Here is a 24082-nt window from a genome sequence, read left to right on the forward strand (position 1 = left end):
GCGCGTCCGTCAGGACGCGGCGGTGTGGAAGCGCAGCTGCGCGGCGATGAGGCCGTCGGCGGCGATCATCTCGATGGCGTCCGCGGCGTCCTCGAGCACGTTCGGCAGCACCTGCCGCTCGGTGGAGGAGAAGGGCTTCAGCACGAAGTCCGCCGCGTCCTGACGGCCGGGAGGCCGGCCGATGCCGATGCGCACGCGCGTGAAGTCGCCCGTGCCGGCCGAGGAGATGATGTCGCGGATGCCGTTGTGGCCGCCGTGCCCGCCACCCTGCTTGAGCTTCATGGCGTCGAACGGGATGTCGAGCTCGTCGTGCGCGACCACGAGCTGCGACGCGTCGAGCGAGAAGTACTTGAGGAGGTTCGCGACGGGCCCTCCGGAGAGGTTCATGAACGAGCTGGGCTTCGCGAGGATGAGCTTTGGCCCGCCCGGGACGGGACGGCCCTCCGCGACCTGCGCGTTGGCGCGGTGCGAGCGGAAGGTGGCGCGCATCCGGTCGGCCAGCACGTCGAGGGCCATCTGGCCGACGTTGTGGCGCGTGCCGGCGTACTGCGGGCCCGGGTTGCCGAGCCCGACCACGAGCAGCGTCCGGTCGTCCACGTGCGATCTCCTCGTCGTCGGCCGCATCCGGGGCGGATGCGCGGAGCCCGCCGGCCGCGGCCGGTGTCCCGGACGGCGGCCGACGGGCTCCGTGGTGCTGGTGGTGCGGTGCCGCGCGATGCGGCGGCGCGGCCCGCGGGCCGCGGTGGTGCTACTTGTCGGAGTCGCCCGACTGGTCGCCGGTGGCGCCGTCGTCGGTGACGTCGACCTCGGCGTCGCCCTCGGCCACGACGTCCTCGTCGACCGCGTCGGTCGTGAGGTCGAGCTGGGGCACGGAGACCGCGAGGACGAGCGTCTCGGGGTCGGTGACCAGCGTGGCGCCGGCGGGGAGGTCGACCTGGCCGGCTGAGACCTGCGTGCCGTCCTCGAAGCCCTCGATGGAGACGACGAAGCTCTCCGGGATGTGCGTGGCCTCGACCTCGACCAGGATGGAGGTGTTCTCGATGGTGTGGATCGTGCCCGGGTAGGACTCGCCTTCGACGTGGATCGGGACCTCGACCTCGACGCGCTCGCCCTGGCGGACGACGATGAGGTCGACGTGCTCGATGATCTGGCGGACGGGGTCCTTCTGGACGTCCTTCACCAGCGCGAGCTGCGGCTTGCCGGCGATGTCGAGCGTGATGATCTGGTTCGCCTTGCGGATGATGAGCATGAGCTCGTGGCCCGGCAGCGTGACGTGCTGCGGGTCGGTGCCGTGGCCGTAGATGACCGCGGGGATCTTGCCGATCGCGCGGATCTTGCGGGCCGCGCCCTTGCCGAACTGCGTGCGCAGCTCCGCGGTGAGGTTGTTGTCAACCATGGTGTCGCTCCTAGTGGAGCCCGTGAGGGCTCGCGTCGTGTGGGTGTCGTCTGCTCGAACGCTTGCGCGTGAGGAATGAGGTGCGAGCCCCGTCCACCGCGTCGATAACGGACCGCCGCCGTGCTCGCGCACGGCCCCTGCGATCCCTCGCCGAAGTTCAACCCCCGATGCTACCGGACGGACGGGTCCCCGGTCGACGCGTCCGCGGTGGACCCCTCCCGCGCGGTCGGGGCCGCGGCGCCGGGCGCGGGCGGCGTCGACTGCCCGACGCGGAGGCGCAGGCCGTCGTGCACGCCGTCGACGACGTCCTCGAAGGCGACCGGCGTGCCGAGCGTGGCCGAGACGTACACGCTCACCACGGTCGCCAGCGACAGGAACGCGTCGTCGACGGTCACCCCCGCCGGGCGTCCCGTCCGCAGCGCGTCGGCGATGTCGTCGTACTGCCGGTAGTGGCCCTCGAGGTAGGTGTTGTCCAGGCGCGGGGACCGGGGCAGGTCCGCGTCGTGCAGCTCGAGCTCGGCGTCGTTCCGCACGTCCGCCTGGGCCGGCACGCCGGACTCGGGCGCCGCGTGGAAGTAGGTGAGCGAGCCCGCCTCGATGACCGCGGACCCGCGCGTCCCCTGCACCTGCACGCGCGTGTCGAGTCCCGGGTAGCCGGCGGTGGTCGCCTGCAGGGTCGCGAGGGCGCCCGAGGCGAAGCGGATCACGGCGACCGCCACGTCCTCCACCTCGATGCCCTCGTGGGCGAGCAGCGCGGTCTGCGCGTAGACCTCGACCGGACGGCCGAGGTAGGAGACGAGGAGGTCGAGCGTGTGCACGCCCTGGTTCATGAGGGCGCCGCCGCCGTCGAGGTCCCACGTGCCGCGCCAGTGCCCGGAGTCGTAGAAGCCCTGGCTGCGCCACCACGGGGCGCTCGCGACCGCGGAGGTGAGCCGGCCGAGCCGGCCCGAGCGCACGGCGCGGTCGACGACCACGCTCGACGGGTTGAAGCGGTGCTGGCTGATGACGGTGGAGAGGATCCCGCGCCCGGCGGCCGCGCGCGCGAGCTCCGCGATGCGGCGGCCCCGCGCCAGGTCGACGTCGAGCGGCTTCTCGATGACGACGTGCAGGCCCGCGGCGAGCGCCTCCTCGGCGAGGCCGATGTGCAGGCCGCTCGGGGTGCAGATGACGACGAGCTCGGCGGCCTCCGCGCGGACGAGGTCGGCCAGCCGGGCGAAGACGCGGGGGCGCTCGGCGCGCAGCTCCTCGACGACCACGTCGGCGAGCTCCTCCGCGGTGGCGGCGCTCGTGTCGACGAGCGCGGCGACGCGGAAGCCGGGGTGCTCGGCGAGGACGCGCGCGTGGTGGGTGCCGATGACGCCGCAGCCGACGATCGCCACCCGGATGGGCTGGTGGACGGCTGCCGCGGGCGCGCCCTCGTCGGACGGCGCGGTCTCGCCGACGGCCGCGGCGGCGACCGACGGATCCGGCAGCGCGTCATCGGCGCGCGCGGCGCGGACGAGCGCCGGGACGTCCGCCTCGGGGACCGCGGCGGCGGGCTCCGTCGGCGACGCCGGGGCGTCGTCGAGCCGGCCGGGCGACGCGGTGCGGCCGCCGGGCAGGAGCTCGCGGACCGCGGCGTCGGCGAGGGCCACCGGGTCGTCGGCGATGTCGAGCGTGACGCCGCGCTCGTCGTCGCCGAGCGGCTCCAGCGTGCGCTGCTGCGAGGCGAGGAGGCTGCCCGGCATGAAGTGGCCCGCCCGGTGCCCGAGGCGCTCGGCCAGGAGGTCGTGGTCGCCCGCGAGGTGCACGAAGGCGACGTCGGGCGCGGAGGCGCGGAGGACGTCGCGGTAGGAGCGCTTCAGGGCGCTGCAGGCGACGACCGGGCCGCCCTCGGGCCGGTCGGCGAGCACGCGCCCGACGGCCTCGAGCCAGGGGCGCCGGTCGTCGTCGTCGAGGGCGTGGCCCTCGGCCATCTTCCGGCGGGCGACGTCGGTGTGGAGGTCGTCCCCGTCGACGAAGGGGACGCCCGCGTCCTGGGCGAGGAGGTCGCCCACCGTCGACTTCCCGGATCCGGAGACCCCCATCACGATCACGGGCGGGAACGGGCGGACGGCGTCGATGCGGATCACTCCCTGCGGTTCGGTGAGGAACTCGTGCGGCGCGACCCTCGCGGTGCGCCCGTCCATCCTACGAGACGCTCCCCGAGACCTCGCTGACGCCCGGGGACCCGGGCGTACCCTGAGCACGACTGTCGACAAGGAGGCATCAGATGTCAGATGACCAGAAGGCCACGGCGAACATCGGGGTGGTGGGGCTCGCGGTGATGGGGTCGAACCTCGCCCGCAACCTCGCCAGCCGCGAGGGCAACACGGTCGCGGTGTACAACCGCACCACCGAGAAGACCACGCACCTCATCGAGGAGCACCCCGAGGCCGGCTTCGTCGCCGCCACCACCGTCGAGGAGTTCGCCGCGTCGCTGCAGCGTCCCCGCACGGCGATCATCATGGTCAAGGCCGGACGCGGCACGGACGCCGTCATCGAGCAGCTGACCGCGGCGTTCGAGGAGGGCGACATCATCGTGGACGGCGGCAACGCCCTGTTCACCGACACCATCCGCCGCGAGAAGGAGGTCCGCGCCAAGGGCCTCCACTTCGTCGGCGCCGGCATCTCCGGCGGCGAGGAGGGCGCGCTCAAGGGCCCGAGCATCATGCCCGGAGGGACCGCCGAGGCGTACGAGACGCTCGGCCCCATCCTCGAGTCCATCGCCGCGGTCGCGGAGGGCGAGCCCTGCGTGACCCACGTCGGCACCGACGGCGCCGGCCACTTCGTGAAGATGATCCACAACGGCATCGAGTACGCCGACATGCAGCTCATCGCCGAGTCGTTCGACCTGCTGCGCCGCGTCGGCGGCCACGAGCCCGACGCGATCGCGGACGTCTTCGAGGAGTGGAACGGGGGCGACCTCGAGTCGTACCTCATCGAGATCACCGCGGAGGTGCTGCGGCAGGCGGACGCGTCGACCGGGAAGCCCCTCGTCGACGTGATCGTCGACCAGGCCGGCTCCAAGGGCACCGGCGTCTGGACCGTGCAGAACGCGGTGGGCCTCGGCGTGCCCGTGGGCGGCATCGCGGAGGCCGTGTTCGCCCGCGCCGTCTCCTCGAAGCCCGAGCAGCGGAAGGCCGTGCAGGCCACGATCACGAGCCGTCCGGAGATCCAGCCCGGCGGGGACACCTTCGAGGACGACGTGCGCGCCGCGCTCTACGCCAGCAAGGTCGTCGCGTACGCGCAGGGCTTCGACGCGATCATCGCGGGCGCGGAGGAGTACGGCTGGGACATCGACAAGGGCAAGGTCGCGGAGATCTGGCGCGGCGGCTGCATCATCCGCGCCCAGTTCCTGAACCGCATCGTCGAGGCGTACGAGAAGGACTCGGGTCTCGCCACGTTGCTGGAGGACCCGTACTTCGCGAAGGCCGTCGCCGACGGCGAGCAGGCCTGGCGCCGCGTCGTCTCGGTCGCCGCGCTGTCCGGCATCCCGGTGCCCGGCTTCGCGTCGGCGCTCAGCTACTACGACTCGCTCGCCTCCGAGCGCCTGCCCGCCGCCCTGGTGCAGGGCCAGCGCGACTTCTTCGGCGCCCACACGTACCACCGCGTCGACAAGGAGGGCACCTTCCACACGCTGTGGTCCGGCGACCGCTCCGAGATCGAGGCCGAGGACACGCACTAGCCGTCCGCGCCCCGACGACGCCCCGCCGCCCCTCGTGGGCGGCGGGGCGTCTGTCAGACTGGGGCGGATGGACGACGACGAGCACCCCGAGCTCGCGGGCTACGAGCCGCACCGCCCCCGCAGCCTGCGCAGCAAGCGCACGCTCCTCGTGATGCGGGTCGTCGTCGTCGTCGGGATCGTCAGCCTGCTGCTGCCCGGCGTCGTCACCATGGTGCGCGTCGGCGCGAACACGGCCGACATGGCGTGCGCCGACTTCGTGCGCTTCGAGCGCCCCGACTCCCCGTCCTACGAGGTGCGCTTCCAGCTCTTCGGCCCCGGCGTCGTGGGCTACGAGTGCTACACGCGGTACGCCTTCGGCGGCGACGAGCACATCGTCTCGCTGGGCCTCATCCCCTCGGGGCGCGTCGCGCGCGAGGTCGTCGAGCGGAACTCCCGGGACTGACCCGCCGGAGCCGCCCCCCGCACGGGGAGGCGGCGGGCGCGCACCGGGTCAGGCCGCCCCGTCGAACATGCTCGTGACGGATCCGTCGTCGAAGACCTCGTGGATCGCGCGGGCCAGCAGCGGCGCGATGGGCAGCACCGTGAGCTTGTCCCAGCGCTTCCCCTCCGGGATCGGCAGCGTGTCCGTGACGACGACCGAGTCGATGTGCGGGCTGTCGAGGATCTGCGTGGCCGGGTCCGAGAAGACGGCGTGCGTCGCGGCGACCACGACGCCCGTGGCGCCGTTCCTCTTGAGCGCCTCGGCGGCCGAGACGATGGTGCGCCCCGTGTCGATGAGGTCGTCCACCAGCAGGCAGACGCGATCCGAGACCTCGCCGACGATCTCGTGCACGGTGACCTGGTTGTGCACCTTCGGGTCGCGGCGCTTGTGGATGATGGCGAGGGGGGCGCCGAGCTTGTCGCTCCAGATGTCGGCGACGCGGACGCGGCCCATGTCGGGCGAGACGACCGTGAGGGTCTTCGAGTCGAGGACGCTGCGCATGTGCTCGAGGAGCACGGGCATGGCGAAGAGGTGGTCGACGGGACCGTCGAAGAAGCCCTGGATCTGGGCGGCGTGCAGGTCGACCGACATGATCCGGTCGGCGCCGGCGGCCTTGAAGAGGTCGGCCACCAGACGGGCGGAGATCGGCTCGCGGCCGCGGCCCTTCTTGTCCTGGCGCGCGTAGGGGTAGAACGGGGCCACCACCGTGATGCGCTTCGCGGAGGCGCGCTTCAGCGCGTCGACCATGATGAGCTGCTCCATGAGCCACTCGTTGATGGGCGCCGTGTGCGCCTGGATGACGAAGGCGTCGCTGCCGCGGACGCTCTCGTCGTAGCGGATGTAGAGCTCGCCGTTGGCGAAGGTCCGCGCGTCGGTGTGCACGAGGGTGGTCTCGAGCTCCTCCGCGATCTGCTCGGCGAGCTCGGGGTGCGCGCGCCCCGTGACGAGCACGAGCCGCTTCTCTCCGGCGGTCTTGATTGCGGACACGGGACTCCGTCTCGTCAGTGCTGCTCGGTGGTCTGGGCGTCGGACGAGTCGTCCCTCGCGCCGTCGGCGGCCTCGACGGCGGCCCGGGCCTCGGGGGTGCCCGGTCGCTTGGCCTCGGTCCAGCCGACCATGTTGCGTTGCGGCGCCACCGAGATGCCGAGTGCGCCGGGCGGGACGTCCTTGCGGATGACGGCACCGGCACCCGTGTAGGAGCCGGTACCGATCCTAACGGGTGCGACGAAGACGTTCCGCGAGCCCACGTGCACGTGGTCGCCGACCTCCGTGCGGTGCTTGGCGACGCCGTCGTAGTTCGCGAAGATCGCGCCGGCGCCGATGTTGGTGTGCTCGCCGATGGTCGCGTCGCCCACGTAGCTGAGGTGCGGGACCTTGCTGGACGCGCCGATCTCCACGTTCTTGGTCTCGACGTAGGCGCCGATCTTGCCGTCGTCGCCGAGGCGCGTGCCCGGGCGGAGGAACGAGAACGGGCCGACCTTCGCGCGGGCGCCGATGACGGCGAGCTCCGCGTCGGTGCGGCGGACCTCGGCGTCCTCGCCGACCTCCGTGTCGCGGAGGGTCGTGTCGGGGCCGACCGTGGCGCCCGCGGCCACCGTGCTGGCGCCGAGGATCTGCGTGCCCGGGAGGACGGTCACGTCGGCGGCGAGCGTGGCCTTCACGTCGATCCAGGTGGTGCGCGGGTCCTGGACGGTCACGCCCGCGAGCTGCCAGCGCCGGATGATGCGCGCGTTCAGCTCCGTCGCGGCCGCCGTGAGCTGCACCCGGTCGTTGATGCCCGCGACGAGCCAGCTGTCGCGCACGGGGAGCGCCTCGATGGCGCCGCCCGCGCGGCGGATGACGTCGGCCGCGTCGGTGAGGTACTTCTCCCGCTGCGCGTTCTCGGTGCCGATGGCGCCCAGGGTCCGCCGCAGCGCCTCCGCGTCGAAGACGTAGACGCCCGCGTTGACCTCGTCGATGCGGAGCTGGTCGCCCGTGGCGTCCTTCTGCTCGACGATGGCCTGGAACGCGCCGTCCTCGCCGCGGATGATGCGCCCGTTGCCGGTGGGGTCGGCGAGGCGGGCGGTGAGCAGGGTCAAGTCGTTGCGGGCCTGCCGGTGCGCGGACACGAGCGAGCGGAGGGTCGCCGCGTCGAGCAGCGGCACGTCGCCGGACAGCACGACGACCTGGCCCGTGAACCCGTCGGGCAGGGCGGTGATGCCCACCTCCACCGCGCGGCCGGTGCCCGGGATCTCGTCCTGGTCGACCACGAGGGCGTCGGGCGAGAGGGCGCGGACGACCTCGACGACCTGGTCGCGCTCGTGGCGGACGACGGTGACGACGTGGCGGGCGCCCAGCTCCTCCGCGGTCGCGAGCACGTGGCCGACGAGCGGCAGCCCGGCGAGCGCGTGCAGCACCTTGGGGAGGCGCGAGCGCATGCGCGTGCCCTGGCCGGCGGCGAGGATCACGACGGCGATCGAGGGGCTGCGCGGCTCGCCGTCGACGTCGAGCTCGCCCGTGACGATGGGGATCTCGCGGGTCCTCGGCGTGCTGTCTGAGTCGGTCATGACGATCTCCCTGCGTCTCGCGTTCCGTCGTCCGGCGCGGCCGGCGGGCGTCGCTCCGCCCCCAGGATTCGAACCTGGACCTCACAGCTCCAAAGGCTGAAGTGCTGCCGTTACACCAAGGCGGACCGCTCCACGGCCCGGCCGTGCGCAGGTCGAGTCTGCCAGACCGCGGTGCGCCGGTCGGCCGGGCGCTCGACTCCGCCCCTGGGGCAGGGCCCACCGTGAGGGCATGTCCTCCACGCCCCCCACGAACCTCCCCGCCGGTCGGTTCCGATCCCCGACCGGCCTCTCCGACACGGCCCTCCGCCTGTACGCGGAGCGCGCGGTGCTCACCCCGGCGGCCGTCGATCCGGCCACCGGGTACCGCTCCTGCTCCCCCGACCAGCTCGTCGACGGCATCACGCTGGACCTCCTGCGACGCGCGCGCATCCCGCTCGACGACCTTTAACCCGGCGATCGCCTCCGGTTCGAGGAGCATCGGGGCAGGATCGCGATGCGCCGGGCCGTGGAGGACCTCCACCTGGCCCTCGCCGAGCGCGTGGCGACCGGCGACCCCGCGGGTCTCGTCGTCGACGTCCGCCCCGCGGGCCCCGCGGACCGGGTCGCGTGCGACGTCCCCTTCGGCGTCTCCGCGGATCCCGAGGACCTGGAGGAGACCTTCGCGGGGCTGGCCGTGGACCTGCCCCGGCTCGACCGCGCCCTCGTCGAGGCCCTGCGCCCCGCGGGGATCGAGCCGCTGCCCGAGTCGTGGACGGCGTCGGTCCCGGGCGCGACTCCCGGGCTGCGCCTCGCGCACCGGGTCCGCGGGCCCGTGTCGGCGGATGCCCTCCGCCCCGTGGTCGACGCCGTCGCGCCGCTCGCTCCTGCCTCGCCACCCTCGCGTTCGCCCGGCGCATCGCCGAGGGCCGGTCCGAGGCGCTCGGCGACGCGGCCCGTCGCCGGGTGCGCTCGGCGTCCCTGTTCGACGCGGCCGGCGTCGCCGAGGACGTCCACGACCTCTTCCCCGCGGGGTGGCGGGCGCCGGAGGCCGAGGAGGAGCCGGACTCCCAGGTGGGTCCGGGGAGCCGGGGCGGACCGGCATGATGGGGGCATGCCCAGCCGCGACGAGGTCGACCGCATCGTCGACGCGTGGCGGGGCGAGCGGCCCGACCTCGACTTCTCCCCACTCGAGGTGCTGTCGCGCGTCGGACGGCTGTCGCGGCTGCTGGAGCGCGCCCGGCGCTCGGCGTTCCAGGAGTCGGAGCTCGAGTCCTGGGAGTTCGACGTGCTGTCGGCGCTCCGGCGCGCGGGCGATCCCTACCAGCTGAGCCCCAAGGCCCTCCTCCAGCAGACGCTCGTCTCCTCGGGCACCATGACGAACCGCATCGACCGGCTCGTCGCCCGCGGGCTCGTGGAGCGCCGGACGGACCCGCACGACGGGCGCGGGATCCTCGTGGTCATGTCCGACGCCGGGCGCACGCGCGTGGACACGGCCATCACGCGGCTGGTCGCCGAGGAGGCCGACCTGCTGGAGACGATGCCCGCCGCCGATCGCGACACGCTGGCGGGGCTCCTCCGCCAGCTGATCCTCGACCTGGACGACGACGGGGCCTGATCCGACCGGCCGTCAACGGCGTCGCTCAGGCGTGCGCGACGCAGCGGCGCGCGGCCGGACGGATCTCGAGCCGGCCGGCCGGGATCCGCTCCCCGCAGACCTCGCACCGGCCGTAGGTGCCGGCGTCGAGTCGTGCGACGGCCGCGTCGACGTCGCCCAGGCGGGCGCGCGCCTCGTGGATCATCGCGTCGGACTGCGAGCGCTCGAAGGCGAGGGTCGCTCCCTCCGGGTCGTGCTCGTCGTCGGAGTTGGCGTCCTGGCGCGCCTCGACGATGGCCGCCACGTCGCGGTCGAGCCCGCGGATGAGCGCGAGCGTGTCGGCCCGCAGGGCGGCCAGGGACGCACGCGGGTCGAGGGGCGCGGCGTCGGCCGGGGCCGCCTCCATCGGCGCGGCGTCGTCCCGCGCGGCGTCGTCGGGGTCGGGGGGCACGGAACCGGGCTACGCGGCGACGAGCGCGTGCGCGTCGGCGAGCAGCTCCACCGAGCGGAGGCGCTCCGGCGTCCGCTGCGAGGCGTGCCCGACGATGACCTCGTCGACGCCCGCGCGCTCCGCGAAGCGGTTCGCGTAGTCGGAGACCTCGGCCCCCGTGCCGATGCCCGTGTACGTCATCATGCTGGCCACGTGCGCGCCGACGGGCGCCTCGAGGAGCCGGTCGAGCTCGTCGTCGGTGAAGGTCTGGTCGGCCGGGATCTGCCCGCTCTGCCGGAGCAGCATCATGAGCCGCGCCCGGCGGACGTCCTGGAACTGGCGCTCGGCGTCGGCGCGGTCGTCGGCGGCGATGGCGTTGATGCCGGCGATGGCGTACGGCTCCTGGAGCTGCTCGGAGGGGCGGAAGTCGCGGCGGTAGATCCGCACGGCCTCGAGCAGGGCGTCGGGCGCGAAGTGCGAGGCGAACGCGTACGGCAGGCCGAGGGCCGCCGCGAGCTGGGCGCCGAAGAGCGAGGACCCGAGGATGTAGAGGGGCACGCGGGTGCCCGCGCCGGGGGTCGCGGAGACCCCGGGGACCTGGCTCTCGCCGGCGAGGAAGCCCTGCAGCTCGACGACGTCCTCGGGGAACCGGTCGGACGACGCGGGGTCGCGGCGGAGCGCCCGGAAGGTGGCCTGGTCGCTGCCGGGGGCGCGGCCGAGGCCGAGGTCGATGCGGCCCGGGTGCAGCGTCTCGAGCGTGCCGAACTGCTCGGCGATGGTGAGCGGCGAGTGGTTGGGGAGCATCACGCCGCCGGAGCCGAGGCGGATCGTCGACGTCCGGCTGGCGACGTGCGCGATCAGGACGCTCGTGGCGCTCGACGCGATGGACGCCATGTTGTGGTGCTCCGCGTACCAGACCCGGCGGTAGCCGCTGCGCTCGGCCTGCTGGGCGAGCGCCACGGAGGCGGCGAAGCTGTCGCGGGCGGTCTCCCCGGGGGCGATGGGGGCGAGGTCGAGGATGGAGAGCGGGACGGTCATGCCGGGGTCAACAGCGGGAGGGCCCCGGGTGTTCCGAGCCGGGGAGCGCGCGGCGTCCCGGGCGCGGCGCGGCCCTCATCGCGTGGGGGCGGAGGTGCCGACCGGGGAGGCGGGCGCGGGCGCATCGGGCAGGTCGGATGCCGCCGGGACCGCGGGGCGGCGGTCGACGGCGTCCGCGGGGCGGCGGTCGACGGCGTCCGCGGCGGCGGCCTCGGCGTCGGAGCCGGTGGAGCCCGCGCGCCTACGCCGGAACCGGGACCCCGCGGCGACCGCTCCCGCGAGCGCCAGGCAGACCGCCGTGGCGACGAGGATCCGCGCGCCCTCCGCGAGCTCCTCCGGCACGAGCGGCAGCAGGATCTGCACGGCGAGCACCAGCATCACGGCGGCGATCACGGTGTCGAGCACCCGCCAGGCCGCCGGACGGGCGAGCACGGGCGCGAACACGCGCGCCGCGGTGGCGAGGAGCGTGAACCAGACGCAGCTGGCGACCATGGCCCCGATGCCGAACGCCCAGCGGCCGTCGCCGTGGCCCGCGGCGACCGATCCGACGAGGAGGACCGTGTCGAGGTAGACGTGCGGGTTCAGCCAGGTGAGCGCGAGGCACGCGGCGACCACGGCGCCGAGCGCGCGCGGCGCCGACGCGGCGACGGCGAGGCCCGCGGGCGCGACGGCGCGGAGCAGGGACAGCGCCGCGTACCCGGCGAGGAAGCAGGCGCCGAGGATGCGGATCACGACGATCGCCACCGGGGCGGCCTCGATGACCGCGCCGACCCCCGCCACGCCCAGCCCGATGAGGATCACGTCGGAGACCGCGCAGATGAGGACGACCGCGAGGACGTGCTCGCGACGCGTGCCCTGCCGCAGGATGAAGGCGTTCTGCGCGCCGATGGCGGCGATGAGGGAGAAGCCGAGGCCGAAGCCGGAGAGGGCGTGCGCGAGCGGGTGCATGCCCCCACGGTAGGCATCGGCCGGGCATCAGGCCAGCTCACGTCCGTGGAGCACCATTAGCATCGCTGATGATGGACATCCGCACCGAGCACCTGCGCACCCTGGCCGCCGTCATCGACGCGGGCACGCTCGACGCGGCCGCCCGCGCGCTGCGGCTGACGCCGTCCGCGGTGAGCCAGCGCATCACGGCGCTGGAGCGGAGCGCGGGCCGCGTGCTCCTGCGCCGCACCCGGCCCGCGACCACCACCGAGGCCGGCGACGCCGTCCTCCGGCACGCGCGGCAGGTGCTGCTGCTCGAGCGCGACCTCGACGGGCTCCTCGGCCCAGGTGATGGGGACACCCCGCGCGCCGGCACCGCGGCCGTGCCCGTCGTCGTGAACGGGGACTCGCTCGCGTCCTGGCTGCTGCCCGCGTTCGCCGCCCTCGCCGCCGAGACCGGGCAGGCCGTCGAGGTCCTGCGGGAGGACGAGCACCACTCGCTCGACCTGCTGCGCGACGGCACCGCCATGGCCGCCGTCACGAGCGTGCGCGACCCCGTGCAGGGCTGCACCTCGGAGCGGCTCGGCCGCATGCGGTACCGGGCGCTGGCGACGCCCGCGTACCGCGACGCGCACCTGCCCGACGGGCCGACGCCCGGCGCGCTGGCGACCGCGCCCCTCGTCATGTACGACCGCAAGGACGCCATGCAGGACCGCTGGCTCCGTGGCCGGCGCGCGCCCGCCGGCCAGCCACGGCACTACGTGCCCTCGTCGGCGGAGTTCGTCACGGCGGTCACGCTCGGCATGGGCTGGGGTATGCTGCCCGACCTCCAGGCCGAGGAGCTCGTGCGCCGGGGCGTGCTCGTGCGGCTCGACGAGGCGTCCCACGTGGACGTGGCGCTGCACTGGCAGCGCTGGAGCGTCGACTCCCCCGTGCTCGCGGACCTCACCCGGCACGTGCGCGCCGCGGCCGCCTCGCTGAGGTAGCGAGGCGGCCGCGGCGGGCGACGCGCGGGAGGATCAGCGCCGCAGCGCCGCGCGCGCCAGCCGGTTGCCGATGAACTGCACCACCTGCACGAGCACGATGATGATGAGCACGGCCGACCACGTCACGACCGGCTCGAACTGCCGGTAGCCGTAGACGATCGCGAAGTCGCCGAGCCCGCCGCCGCCGACCGCGCCCGCGACGGCCGTCATGTCGACGATCCCGACGAAGACGAACGTGTAGCCGAGGACCAGCGGGCCGAGCGCCTCCGGGATCAGCAGGGTGACGACGATCCGCACCGGGCTCGCGCCCACCGAGCGGGCCGCCTCGATGACGCCGGGCTGCACCGTGAGGAGGTTCTGCTCGACGATGCGGCTGATCGCGAACGACGCCGCGAGCGACAGGGTGAAGATGATCGCCGGCTGCCCGATGCCGCTGCCGGTCGCGAGCCGGGCGAGGGGCTGCGCGGCGACCAGGAAGATGATGAACGGGATCGGCCGGAAGGTGTTGACCACCACGTTCAGCACCGCGAACACGGGCCGGTTGGCGAACAGGCTGCCGGCGCGCGTCAGGTACAGGCCGAGGCCCATGACGAGGCCGCCGAGCCCGCCGAACAGGAGCGTGAGCAGCACCATCGTGAGCGTCTCGACCGTGGCGCGGCCGAGGAGGGGCAGGAGCGGGGTCAGCGCGTCCATCTCAGACCACCTCCGTCACGGTGACGCCGGCGCGGTCGGCGGCGAGCACCTCGTCGATGCGCGCCGGGTCGCCGGTGAGCGCGAGGGTCAGGTTGCCGAAGGTGCGGCCCTGGATGTCGGTGATGCCGCCGTGGACGACCTCGAAGGCGATGCCGGCGCCCGCGAGCGCCCGGAACACCTCCGTCTGCGTCGCCCCGCCGTCCGCGAAGGACAGCGTGACGAGGCGGCCGGGGTGCCGGGCGCGGAGCCGGGCGACCTCGTCGGCCTCGGGCACGCCCGCGACCACCGTGGACACGAAGCGGCGCGCGGCGTCGCTCGACGGCCGCGAGAACACGTCGAACACCTCGCCCTGCTCGATGACGCGGCCGGAGTCCATCACGGCCACGCGGTCGGCGATGGACTTGATGACCTCCATCTCGTGCGTGATGACGACGATGGTGACGCCGAGCTCCTCGTTGACCCGGCGGAGGAGAGCCAGGACCTCGCTCGTGGTCTCCGGGTCGAGCGCGCTCGTGGCCTCGTCGGCGAGGAGGATCGCGGGGCTGGTCGCGAGCGCCCGGGCGATGCCGACGCGCTGCTTCTGGCCGCCGGACAGCTCGTCCGGCCGCGCGTGCGCCTTGTCGGCGAGGCCGACGAAGTGCAGGAGCTCGCTGATGCGGCGCTGCTGCTGGTCCTTCGGCATGCCCGCCACGGACAGCGGGTACGCGACGTTGCCCCACACGGTCTTCGAGGTGAAGAGGTTGAACTGCTGGAAGACCATGCCGATGCCGAGCCGGAGCTTCCGGAGCTCCCGCTCGGGGAGGTCCTGGATCTCGCGCCCGTCGACCGAGACGGTGCCCGACGTCGGGAGCTCGAGCGCGTTCACGAGCCGCACGAGCGTGCTCTTGCCGGCACCCGAGTAGCCGATGATGCCGAACACCTCGCCGCGGCGGATGTCGAGGTCGACGTCCGCGAGCGCGTCGAGGGCCGGCTCGCCCTTCGCGCGCGGCGGGTACCGCTTGCCGACGCCCCGCAGGGAGACGTGCGGCGCGACGGGATCCCCGTCCCGGGCGGGACGGGGATCGGCGTCGGGGCCGGAGCCCGCGGGACGGGCGTCCGTCACTCCGCCGCCTTGCTCGCCGCGACGTCCTCCTCGGTGGTGGCGAGGATGCTCCGCAGCTCGTCGGCCGGGGTCTTCAGCGGGACCGCGGTGCCGCCCGAGTTCTCGACGAGCGCGTCGATGACGGCCGGCGTGTCCTCGAAGATGCGGGCGAGCTCGAGGTACGTCTCGTTCGACGCGTCGTCCCCGCGGGCGGCGAAGACGTTGACGTAGGCGAGCGAGGCGGGGTCGCTCGGGTCGTCCTGCGCGATGGCGTCGTCGGAGGTGAGCCCGGCGTCGGGGACGAAGTCGTTGTTGATGATGACGGCGTCCGCGTCGGGCAGCGACGTGGCGGTGAGGGCCGCGTCGACAGTGGTGACCGTGACCTTCGAGGCGTCCTGGTCGATGTCGTCGAGCGTGGAGATGCTGGATCCGCCGCCCTCGAGGGTGACGAGGCCCGCGCTCTGGAGCACCAGGAGGCTGCGGGCGAGGTTCGACTCGTCGTTGGGGACGACCACCGTGCCGCCCTCGGGGATCTCGTCGACCGACGCGTGCTTGGAGGAGTACAGCGCCAGGGGGTAGATGGCCGTGGCGCCGACGGGAGTGAGGTCGTCGCCCGCGCCCTCGTTGTACTGCGCGAGGTAGACGAGGTGCTGGAACTGGTTGAGGTCGATCTCGCCCTCGGACAGCGCCGGGTTCAGCTGCGTGTACTCGGAGAAGTTGACGACCTCCACGTCGATGCCCTCCTCCTTCGCCGCGTCGACGAAGGGCTGCCACTGCGGGTCGCTCGCGCCGACCACGCCGATGCGGACGGCCTTGCCGCCGCGGTCGAACGCGCCGGTCGCGAAGAGGACGGCCGCGACGACGGCGAGGACGACGACGACCGCGCCGATGATGAGGCCGAGGCGGTTCCGCCGCTTCGGGGCGTCGATCAGGGGTGCCTGGGTGGTCATGGGGATCCTCTCGGTGGTGCGGGAGCCGGTGCTGTCCGGGTGGTGCGGGGTGCCTGGTGCGGGGTGCGGGGTGCGGGGAGCCTGGTGCGTGCAGGGGCTGGTCGAGCGGACGCGGCGCGCGGACGGCCGTCCGGGTCGGGTTCGGGCGATGCGACGGCACGCGGAGCGGCACCCGGATGCGGGACCCCTGCGGCGATGCCGAGCGGCGCGCGCGGGCGGCTCCGTGCCGCGGATGCGGTGCGGGACGCCGGCGCCGACCGGTCGCCGCGGCCCTGCAGCACCTCGACGGTAGGCGCGGGGGCGGTCGCGTGTCGAACCGGGGCGTAACACGGGGACACCGCGAGGACATCGCGGGAACGCCGCCGGGACGACGCCGGGAACGCCGACGGGACGCCGCGAGGACGCGACGGGGCCATGGCGGGATCCCTCCGGATGCCGCGGCGGGGTCCGCGGGCCGTCCTCCGCTCCCCTGCCCCCGCCCGATGTGGCAGGGTCGGCGGAGGAGGAGGTGCTCCATGCACCAGGACGGCGACGACGCGGTCGAGGATCTCGGCGCGCTGCCGGACGCGGAGCTCCGCCGCCGCGTCTACGCGCAGGGCGCCGACGAGTCGGACGAGCGCTGGATCCGCGCCGCCGCCGAGCTCGACCGCCGCGAGCGCGCCGCCCGGGGCGAGTCCCCGGACGACGATCGCGGAGCCGGGGCCGGGCTCCCGGGCACCGAGCACCGGACCGAGGCCGACCGCGACGCGGATGCGGACGCGGCGCCCCGACGCCCCCGCCTCCCCGTCGCGCTGCTCGGAGCCTGCGCCGCCCTGGCGGTGGGCCTCATCGCGGGCATCGCGGTGGGCACGGGCCTCGGCGCCGCCGCTCCGGGCGCGGGCGCGGGCGCCGCCGCGGACCGCTCGGACAGCGCGGCGTCCGACCTCCCGCGGACGGGCGGATCCGGCGCCGCCTCCACGGGCACCACGGGCACCTCGCCGAACGCGTCGGCCTCGCCGGCGCTCCTCGGCCCGGAGTCGCTGTCGGACACCCGCAGCCGCCCGATCGGCGCGATCCTCGACTCCGAGCAGACCGACACCGACCTGCCGCCGCGCCAGGTGCGCGCGGACGTCGATCCCGCCTCCGTGCGCGGCGTGCAGACGAGCGTCGGGCTCTACGCCGCCCGCACCGTGACGGGCGACCTCTGCCTGCTGGTCTTCCCGGACGGCGGATCCGCGGTCCTCACCTGCGGCACCCCCGACCAGGTCGCCGACACGGGCCTCCGCATCGCGTGGACGACGGTGTTCCCGTCCCGCAACCGCGACGGCTCCGTCGGCACCATCACGGGCGACGTCACCGCGACCTGGTCGACCGACGGCCTCATCACGCTGACGACGCCGGGCCGCCTCCTCGCGTACTGAGGGGCTGGCGGTGCGCCGCGGCGTCGTGTGACAGGGTCGGCAGGGGGAAGGGGATCTCGCCATGGACGGACGCTCGCGAGGACCGGAGGACGACCCGGGCGGCATGCCGCTCGACGACCTGCGGCGCGTCGTCTACGCGCCGGGCGTCGACGAGGGCGACCCCCGGTGGACCCGCGCGGCCGCCGAGCTGGGACGCCGGGAGCGCGCGTCGCTCGCCGCGGCGGGTGACGGCGCGGACGGCACCGGGGATCCGGGCGGGGCGGAGGATCCCCCGGAGGACGCGGGAGCGCCGCGGAACCCGTCCCGGCGTCCCCTCGCGTGGGCCGCGGGCGCGCTCGTCGTCGGGCTGCTCGGCGGCGCGGGCATCGCCGCGGGCATCGCCGCGGGCCGGGACGGAGCCGCGGCGCCGTCCGCCGAGGCGACCGCCTCCCCGACCCCGACCGACCCCGCGGACGCCGACGCCGCCGAGCCCCCGGATCCGGCGGACGTCCTCTCGCTGCTCGGGACCGACATCGGGGGCCGGTCCCGCGGCATCGCCCTCCAGGACGTCCTGGACCGCCCCCGGGAGGAGGCGGACTCGCCGCCCCGCTCGCCGCGCGGGGACGTCGACCTCTCCTCGATCCGCGGCGTGCAGACGAGCGTGGGGCTCTACGTGGCGCGCACGATCTCCGCCGACGTGTGCCTGCTGGTGTACCCGTGGTCGGGATCACCGCGGGAGGACGATGCGAGCCCCGGATCCGGGATCCTGTCCTGCGTGTCCCCCGCGCAGCTCGCCGCCTCGGACCTCCACGTCACCTGGGTCGCGGACGCGCCGCTGCGCGCGTTCGACGGCCGGATCGTGATGGCGGGGATCGAGCTCACGGCCGCTCTGGCCCCCGACGGCACGATCACGCTCGCCTTCCCGGCGGGTCAGCTCGCGTACTGACCTGCCGGCGGATCAGCCCTCGAGCAGCTCGCTGAGCTCCATCCACCGGCTCTCGAAGGCCTCGACCTCGGCCTCGATGGCGCGCACGCCCTCGTTCACCTTCGCGAGCCCCTCGTAGTCGTCCGGATCGTGCTCCGCCATGGCGTCGAGCGCCTGGCGGCGGCGGGTGTCCGCCTTCTCGAGCTTCCGCGTGATGCTCGCGAGCTCCTTCTGCGCGTTCCGGAGCTCGGCGCCCTGGAGCTGCGAGCCGCCGGATCCGCCGAGCGTGGCGGTGGCCTGGCCGCCGACCTCGTCGGGCCGCGCGACGGTCGCCTTCTCCGCGTTGCCGGGCTGCGACCGGAGCTTCAGGTACTGCTCCACGCCGCCCGGGAGGTGGCGGAGGTTCCCGTTCATGACGGCGTACTGCTGGTCGGTGACGCGCTCGATGAGGTACCGGTCGTGGCTCACGACGAGGAGCGTGCCGGGGAAGGAGTCGAGCAGGTCCTCCATCGCGGCGAGCATGTCCGTGTCGAGGTCGTTGGTGGGCTCGTCGAGGATGAGCACGTTCGGCTCGTCGAGCACGATGAGGAGGAGCTGGAGGCGCCGCTTCTGGCCGCCCGACAGGTCCTTCACCGGGGTGGACAGCTGCGCGCTCGTGAAGCCGAGGCGCTCGAGGAGCTGACCCGGGGTCATCTCCTTGCCGCCCGCGACGTACGTGGTGCGCTGGCGGCCGATGACGGTGGACACGCGGTCCTCCAGCACGTCCTTCAGCTCGTCGAGCTGCTGCGTGAGCACGGCCACCTTGATGGTCTTGCCGCGCTTGACCCGGCCGCTCGTGGGCTGCAGGGAGCCGGCGACGAGCGACAGCAGCGTCGACTTGCCGGCGCCGTTGACGCCGAGGATGCCGGTGCGCTCGCCGGGCGCGATGCGCCACTCGACGTCCTTCAGGATCTGCTTGTCGCCGTAGCTGACGGACACGTCGAGCAGGTCGACCACGTCCTTGCCGAGCCGCTGCATGGCCATGGAGGCGAGCGAGACGGTGTCGCGCGCGGGCGGCTCGTCGGCGATGAGGGCGTTGGCCGCCTCGATGCGGAACTTGGGCTTCGCCGTGCGCGCGGGCGCACCGCGGCGCAGCCACGCGAGCTCCTTCTTCATGAGGTTCTGGCGCTTCGCCTCGGAGACCGCGGCGCTGCGGTCGCGCTCGACGCGCTGCAGGATGTACGCCGCGTACCCGCCCTCGAACGGCTCGATGAGCCGGTCGTGCACCTCCCACGTGGCGTTGGCGACCTCGTCGAGGAACCACCGGTCGTGGGTCACGACGATGAGGCCGCCGGAGCTCGGCGCCCAGCGGCGGCGGAGGTGGCCGGCGAGCCAGGCGATGCCCTCCACGTCGAGGTGGTTGGTGGGCTCGTCGAGGAACAGGATGTCGTGGTCGCCGATGAGGAGCTTCGCCAGGGCGACCCGGCGGCGCTGGCCGCCGGAGAGCTGGGCGACGTCCGCGTCCCACGGCACGTCGGACGCGAGCCCGTCGATCACGTCGCGGACGAGCGGGTTGCCCGCCCACTCGTGCTCGTCGATGCCGCCGACGATGGCCTCGCCCACGGTCTGGCCGTCGGGCAGGGTGTCGCTCTGGTCGAGGACGCCGATGGTGACGCCCCGGCGGCGCGTGACGCGGCCGCGGTCGGGCTCGAGGCGCCCGGCGAGGAGGGAGAGGAGGGTCGACTTGCCGTCGCCGTTGCGTCCGACGATGCCGATGCGGTCGCCCTCGTTCACCCCGATGGTCACGTCGTCGAAGATCACGCGCGTCGGGAACTCGAGGTGGAGCGCTTCGGCTCCCAGCAGATGGGCCACCGGACGAGCCTAGGTGGTCTCCACCCGGGGAATTCCCGCGAGCGGTCCGTCGTTGCCCCTCCTCGTGACCCGATCGGGGTCGCGCGCTCGACGGGGAGCGGCCCGCCCCGCCCGGCCGCGGGGATCCGCCCACCGCGAGGAGCGCTCATGACCACCGGCAGCACCGACACCGCATCCGCGCCCACCGCCGCCGGATCCGCCCCGCTCGCGTCACCCCGCCGCGAGTCCCCCGTGGGCCTCCTCGTCTACGCGCTCACGCTGCTCGTGCTGGTCGCCAGCGGCGCCGCGCCCTCGCCGCTCTACCCCGTGTACCAGGAGGAGTGGGCGCTGCCGCCCGTGGTGCTCACCGTCGTGTTCGCCGTCTACGTCGCCGGCCTCCTCGCGACCCTGCTGACCGCCGGGCGGCTGTCCGACCACATCGGCCGCCGGCCCGTGATCCTCGGGGCGCTCGCCGTCTCCGTCGCCGCCATGCTCGTGTTCGCGTTCGCCGAGGACGGGCTGGCGCTCGTCGTCGCGCGCATCCTGCAGGGCCTCGCGATCGGCCTGGCGACCGGGGCCCTCGGCGCCGGGATGATCGACCACCAGCCCGTCCGCCGGTCCGGCCTCGCCGCCTTCCTCAACGGCGTGGTGCCGCCCGCCGCGCTCACGGTCGGCGCGCTGGGCAGCGGCTTCCTCGTGGCCTACGGGCCGGCCCCGGAGGAGACGGTGTTCCTGGTGCTCGCCGGGCTGATGCTGGCCGCGGGCGTCGCCGTCGCCGTCGTTCCCGAGCGGCAGCCGCGGCGGGCGGGCGCGCTCCGCTCGCTCGTGCCGTCGGTGGCCGTGCCGCGCGCCGCCCGCTCGGTCTTCACCGCCGTCGTCGGCGGCATGATCGCCAGCTGGGCGCTCGGCGGCATGTTCCTCGCGTTCATCGGCTCCGTCCTCGGCACGACCTTCGGCCTGCACAGCGCCGCGCTCACGGGCGCGGCCATCGCCCTGTTCACCGGCACGGGCGCGGTCACCGGCATCGTGATCCGCACCCGCGACGCCCGCCGCAGCCTGATCGTGGGCGTCGTCGCGCTCGTGCTCGGCCCGGTCGGCCTCGTCGCGGCCATCTGGACGGCGTCGCTCCCCCTCTTCGCCGTGGCCGCGGTCGTCGGCGGCGTCGGCTTCGGCGCGGGCTTCCAGGCCGGCCTCCGGCTGGTGCTCGCGGAGGCGCCCGTCGACCAGCGCGCGAGCCTCCTCTCCTCGGTCTACGTCGCCAGCTACCTCGCGTTCGGGATCCCGAGCATCGTCGCCGGGGTCTTCGTGGAGGCCGACGGCCTGCCCGTCGTGCTCACGGTCTACGGCGCCTTCGTCGCGGCGAGCGCCCTGGTCGCGCTCGTGCTGCAGCTGGCGGGCGGGCGCGCCCGCCGGGCCGAGCGGATCGCCGCCCGGGACGCCGCGTCGGCTGCCTGACGCGCACCGGCCGCGCGTCCGGGGGCGCCGCCCTTCCGCCGGCGCACGGGGCCTGACATGCTCGTCGCGACGATCGACCACGGGGGCACCATGACGGATCCGGACGACGACGCGGGCGACGACGAGGTCGGCCCCGACGCCGAGTGGGGACGCCTCGTCGGGGAGGTCGGGCAGGCGACCATCGGCGATCCGCGCATCGCGCGGCTCGTCTTCGTGCCCGCGGCCGTGCCGCACCCCTTCGAGGACGCCGTCGAGGTCGTCGAGCGGGCCGCGGCGCAGCTGCTCCACGGCTCCGCGGAGCGCCCCGTGGCGTTCCTCGGCTACCACGCGATGAACCGCCTCACGCGCTCCCGGGAGGCGGTGGGCTTCCTCGTGACCGACCGCGCCGTCCACGTGCGGGACGCGCCGTCCGGGGTGATCCTCCGCGCGCCCGTGCGGCGGATCCCGCTGGTCCGCGGCCCGGAGGGCGCCGCCGCGGCGGCGACCGTCGCGACGGCCGCCGGGGGATTCGCGTGGCAGCACGTCGACCACCTGCTCCCTCCCGACGCGCGGCCCGCCCTCCTCGGGGCGCTGGAGCGGGCCGTCGCGCTCACCCTCGAGCACGACGCGCGGACCTCGCGGTCGCTGCCCGCGGCCGTGCCCCGCGCCCGCGGCCTCGTCGGCCGCATCGCGGAGCTCGGACTCGGCGACGTGGTGCGGCTGCCGGACGATCCGCGGCACCGCAAGCACATGGCCCGGCTGACGAAGGCGCTGGCGCTGCCGGAGGAGGAGCGGATCCTCTTCACCGTGACCGACCAGACCCCCGGCGGGCCGTACGGGGTCGTCGTCACCGGCACCGCGATCCGCTCGAAGGACCTCATGGAGGAGCCCGTGGCGACGCCGATCGCCGGCCTCGATCCGACGGCGATCCGCGTGGAGGGCGCGCGGCTGCACGTCGGCGACGAGCACACGCTCCCGGCGCACCTGGAGGACGCGCAGCGCACCGCGCTCGCGACGCTCCTCCGCGAGCACGTCGGCGGCGCGCTCGACGGGTGAGGCGGATCCGCCGTCAGGCCGCTCCCGTCTCCTCGGGCCGGGCCCCCGCGGCGCCGCCCGTCGCGCCCGCCTCCCACCGACGGAGGCACCGGAGCCCGTGCACGCGGACGGCCGCGCCCACCGCGCCACCCAGCGCGAGCGACCCCGCGGCGAGCGCGATCGCCGCCCCGGGCGTCGCGTCGCCCACGACGGCGGAGGCGACCACCATCGTGGGGAGCGACAGGACGAGCGACAGCTCCGCGGCCCGGCTCGCGTCCATCGGGCGGGGCCGGGGCGGATGACCGGCGCGCGCGGCCGCACGCCGCGTCCGGTGGAGGCGCAGCCCGCGACGGAGCATCCGCACGCCCGCCGCCACGACTCCGGCCAGCGCGAGGACGAGGCCGACCGCGAACACGACGAGGAGCAGCCGCGGCGTGCCTGCGGCGAGCGGGGACCCGACCATCACCACCCAGCCCGCCGACATCAGGACCGTCTGCGGCCTCACGGGGAGGACGGGCCGCCCGTGCCGCCCGCGGCGGGACGACGCGACCCGCGCCTCCCAGATGTCGAACCGCACGACCTGCCTCCCGGATCCCGTGCGGACGCTAGCCCGGACGCCGGTCCCCTGCGCCCGATCGTCCCCAGGCGCCTCCGCCGACCGGGACGGCGGGGTCGCGCCGACGAGGGCTGGGGACGCCCGCGAGGGCCGGGCCGCGCATCCGGTTGGCGTCGTCCTCTCCGCCCCGACCCGAGGAGAGCGCGATGACCGTCCCCGTCGACCCGTCGCGCCGCCGGCTCCGGACCGCGGGGGCCCTCGTGGTCGGGTACCTCGTCGTCACGGTCGGCCTGGGCGGCCTCCTCGAGGGCCTCGCGGGCGAGCGCGACGCGACGAGCCGCCTGATGCTCGGCCACGTCATCCCCGTGACGATCGCCGTGGGCGGCCTCCTCCTGCACGTGTGGTGGGTGGGCGACCAGGCCGCCGTGTGGCGGGAGCGCTCGACCCTCGCGATGTCCCCGCGCCGGCCGTGGCTCCTCGCGTTCCCGGTGCTCCTCGCCCTGCTGCCGGTCCTCGGGGCGATGTCCGTGGCGTGGGGCGCGATCCCCGCGACGACCGTCCTCGTCGTCGCGGTGAGCACGGGCCTCGTGGGCGTCGGCGACGAGCTGCTGATCCGGGGCGTGCTGCTCGTCGCCGTCCGGCAGCGTCACGGCGAGCTCGCGGCGCTGGGCGTCACCAGCGGCGTGTTCGCCCTCGGGCACGTGCCCGGCAGCCTCATGGGCGGCATGCCCGCACCCGAGCTCGCGCTGCAGGTCGCGTACCTCGCCGTCGTGGGCGCCGCCTGCCTCTGGACGCGCCGGGTCACGGGCCGCCTGTGGCCGGTCGTGGTCGTGCACGCGGCCGTCGACGCGACGGTCCTGCTCGGCGCGGCCTCCGGATCCGCGCCCGCGGCGCTCCCGGTGCCCGAGCAGACGGCGGCGGTCGTGCTGGCGGTCGTGCAGTCGCTCCTCGTCGTCGCCGTGGCGGCCGGGTGCGTGAGCGCCCGACGCGAGGACCGGCGCGCCGCTGCCGCTGCGGCGTCCTCCGCGGCGGCGCTCCCCGCTGAGGCGCTCCCCGCTGCGGCGCCGACGGAGCACCCGCCGGAGCGGCACGAGGGCGCGCCCGGCGGCTGAGCCA

Annotated in this window: 23 protein-coding genes and 1 tRNA gene; 10 read left to right on the plus strand and 14 right to left on the minus strand. The window is 74.9% G+C overall.

Features of this window, described 5'->3' with window-relative positions; genetic code table 11:
• Positions 1-9 precede the first annotated feature (9 nt).
• From pth to AC07VC_RS08060, 3 genes are all read right to left on the minus strand, one after another.
• Complete coding sequence (pth, locus tag AC07VC_RS08050; protein WP_317229911.1) at positions 10-597, minus strand: aminoacyl-tRNA hydrolase; 588 nt, start codon at positions 595-597, stop codon at positions 10-12.
• 151 nt (positions 598-748) lie between these two features.
• Entirely contained in the window at positions 749-1396 is a 648-nt protein-coding gene (locus AC07VC_RS08055; protein WP_094116364.1) for a 50S ribosomal protein L25/general stress protein Ctc, read from the minus strand.
• Between the two features lie 170 nt (positions 1397-1566).
• A complete protein-coding gene (locus AC07VC_RS08060; RefSeq protein WP_494676307.1) occupies positions 1567-3564 on the minus strand; it encodes a gluconokinase, GntK/IdnK-type in 1998 nt (665 codons plus the stop codon).
• Positions 3565-3647: 83 nt separating this feature from the next.
• Between AC07VC_RS08060 and gnd the strand changes: the two genes are divergently transcribed.
• Both gnd and AC07VC_RS08070 read left to right on the plus strand, forming a co-directional pair.
• Complete coding sequence (gene gnd / locus AC07VC_RS08065) at positions 3648-5102, plus strand: NADP-dependent phosphogluconate dehydrogenase (protein ID WP_494676308.1); 1455 nt, start codon at positions 3648-3650, stop codon at positions 5100-5102.
• Positions 5103-5169: 67 nt separating this feature from the next.
• Positions 5170-5544: a hypothetical protein gene (locus AC07VC_RS08070; RefSeq protein ID WP_104290143.1), complete on the plus strand. Its 375-nt coding sequence runs from the start codon at positions 5170-5172 to the stop codon at positions 5542-5544.
• Positions 5545-5592: 48 nt separating this feature from the next.
• On the opposite strand, the gene AC07VC_RS08075 is transcribed toward AC07VC_RS08070, so the two are convergent.
• From AC07VC_RS08075 to AC07VC_RS08085, 3 genes are all read right to left on the minus strand, one after another.
• Positions 5593-6570: a ribose-phosphate diphosphokinase gene (locus tag AC07VC_RS08075; protein WP_494676309.1), complete on the minus strand. Its 978-nt coding sequence runs from the start codon at positions 6568-6570 to the stop codon at positions 5593-5595.
• 14 nt (positions 6571-6584) lie between these two features.
• The gene (gene glmU / locus AC07VC_RS08080; protein WP_494676310.1) at positions 6585-8129 is read right to left on the minus strand and encodes a bifunctional UDP-N-acetylglucosamine diphosphorylase/glucosamine-1-phosphate N-acetyltransferase GlmU; all 1545 of its coding nucleotides are present in this window, start codon (positions 8127-8129) and stop codon (positions 6585-6587) included.
• A 53-nt stretch (positions 8130-8182) separates the two neighbouring features.
• Positions 8183-8254: transfer RNA gene (locus AC07VC_RS08085), tRNA-Gln, on the minus strand.
• Between the two features lie 104 nt (positions 8255-8358).
• Between AC07VC_RS08085 and AC07VC_RS08090 the strand changes: the two genes are divergently transcribed.
• Positions 8359-8577, plus strand: a complete 219-nt coding sequence (locus AC07VC_RS08090) for a MerR family transcriptional regulator (protein WP_494676311.1) — start codon at positions 8359-8361, stop codon at positions 8575-8577.
• Positions 8578-9219: 642 nt separating this feature from the next.
• Positions 9220-9723, plus strand: coding sequence for a MarR family winged helix-turn-helix transcriptional regulator (locus tag AC07VC_RS08095; RefSeq protein WP_104344763.1), 504 nt, complete (start codon positions 9220-9222; stop codon positions 9721-9723).
• 25 nt (positions 9724-9748) lie between these two features.
• Here AC07VC_RS08095 and AC07VC_RS08100 read toward each other — a convergent pair whose 3' ends face one another.
• The 3 genes from AC07VC_RS08100 to AC07VC_RS08110 form a co-directional block, all read right to left on the minus strand.
• Positions 9749-10108 carry a TraR/DksA family transcriptional regulator gene (locus tag AC07VC_RS08100; RefSeq protein WP_494676582.1) on the minus strand — a complete coding sequence of 120 codons (360 nt, stop codon included), beginning with the start codon at positions 10106-10108 and terminating at the stop codon, positions 9749-9751.
• 54 nt (positions 10109-10162) lie between these two features.
• Entirely contained in the window at positions 10163-11170 is a 1008-nt protein-coding gene (locus AC07VC_RS08105) for an LLM class flavin-dependent oxidoreductase (protein ID WP_317230384.1), read from the minus strand.
• Between the two features lie 75 nt (positions 11171-11245).
• Positions 11246-12118 (minus strand): LysE/ArgO family amino acid transporter, encoded by an 873-nt coding sequence (locus AC07VC_RS08110; protein WP_494676312.1) that lies wholly within the window; start codon positions 12116-12118, stop codon positions 11246-11248.
• A gap of 68 nt (positions 12119-12186) precedes the next feature.
• Between AC07VC_RS08110 and AC07VC_RS08115 the strand changes: the two genes are divergently transcribed.
• A complete protein-coding gene (locus tag AC07VC_RS08115; protein WP_317230765.1) occupies positions 12187-13083 on the plus strand; it encodes a LysR family transcriptional regulator ArgP in 897 nt (298 codons plus the stop codon).
• Between the two features lie 33 nt (positions 13084-13116).
• Here the strand turns inward: AC07VC_RS08115 and AC07VC_RS08120 are convergent, their stop codons facing one another.
• From AC07VC_RS08120 to AC07VC_RS08130, 3 genes are all read right to left on the minus strand, one after another.
• Complete coding sequence (locus tag AC07VC_RS08120) at positions 13117-13776, minus strand: methionine ABC transporter permease (protein WP_317230764.1); 660 nt, start codon at positions 13774-13776, stop codon at positions 13117-13119.
• Position 13777: 1 nt separating this feature from the next.
• On the minus strand, positions 13778-14791 hold the full coding sequence (locus AC07VC_RS08125; protein WP_494676583.1) for a methionine ABC transporter ATP-binding protein: 1014 nt from the start codon (positions 14789-14791) through the stop codon (positions 13778-13780).
• 83 nt (positions 14792-14874) lie between these two features.
• Positions 14875-15807, minus strand: a complete 933-nt coding sequence (locus AC07VC_RS08130) for a MetQ/NlpA family ABC transporter substrate-binding protein (RefSeq protein WP_317230763.1) — start codon at positions 15805-15807, stop codon at positions 14875-14877.
• A gap of 515 nt (positions 15808-16322) precedes the next feature.
• Between AC07VC_RS08130 and AC07VC_RS08135 the strand changes: the two genes are divergently transcribed.
• Positions 16323-17207 carry a hypothetical protein gene (locus AC07VC_RS08135; protein ID WP_494676313.1) on the plus strand — a complete coding sequence of 295 codons (885 nt, stop codon included), beginning with the start codon at positions 16323-16325 and terminating at the stop codon, positions 17205-17207.
• Between the two features lie 61 nt (positions 17208-17268).
• Positions 17269-18132, plus strand: coding sequence for a hypothetical protein (locus tag AC07VC_RS08140; RefSeq protein WP_494676314.1), 864 nt, complete (start codon positions 17269-17271; stop codon positions 18130-18132).
• Positions 18133-18144: 12 nt separating this feature from the next.
• Here the strand turns inward: AC07VC_RS08140 and AC07VC_RS08145 are convergent, their stop codons facing one another.
• On the minus strand, positions 18145-19962 hold the full coding sequence (locus tag AC07VC_RS08145) for an ABC-F family ATP-binding cassette domain-containing protein (protein ID WP_494676315.1): 1818 nt from the start codon (positions 19960-19962) through the stop codon (positions 18145-18147).
• Positions 19963-20109: 147 nt separating this feature from the next.
• Here AC07VC_RS08145 and AC07VC_RS08150 point away from each other — a divergent pair, with 147 nt between their 5' ends.
• Positions 20110-21396, plus strand: coding sequence for an MFS transporter (locus tag AC07VC_RS08150; RefSeq protein WP_104290150.1), 1287 nt, complete (start codon positions 20110-20112; stop codon positions 21394-21396).
• Positions 21397-21453: 57 nt separating this feature from the next.
• Positions 21454-22431 (plus strand): hypothetical protein, encoded by a 978-nt coding sequence (locus tag AC07VC_RS08155; RefSeq protein WP_494676316.1) that lies wholly within the window; start codon positions 21454-21456, stop codon positions 22429-22431.
• Between the two features lie 13 nt (positions 22432-22444).
• Here AC07VC_RS08155 and AC07VC_RS08160 read toward each other — a convergent pair whose 3' ends face one another.
• Complete coding sequence (locus AC07VC_RS08160; RefSeq protein ID WP_494676317.1) at positions 22445-22987, minus strand: hypothetical protein; 543 nt, start codon at positions 22985-22987, stop codon at positions 22445-22447.
• Positions 22988-23172: 185 nt separating this feature from the next.
• Here AC07VC_RS08160 and AC07VC_RS08165 point away from each other — a divergent pair, with 185 nt between their 5' ends.
• Positions 23173-24078: a CPBP family intramembrane glutamic endopeptidase gene (locus AC07VC_RS08165; RefSeq protein ID WP_494676318.1), complete on the plus strand. Its 906-nt coding sequence runs from the start codon at positions 23173-23175 to the stop codon at positions 24076-24078.
• Positions 24079-24082 lie beyond the last annotated feature (4 nt).

It is taken from the genome of Clavibacter sp. GW821-FHT01D01 (assembly GCF_059422605.1).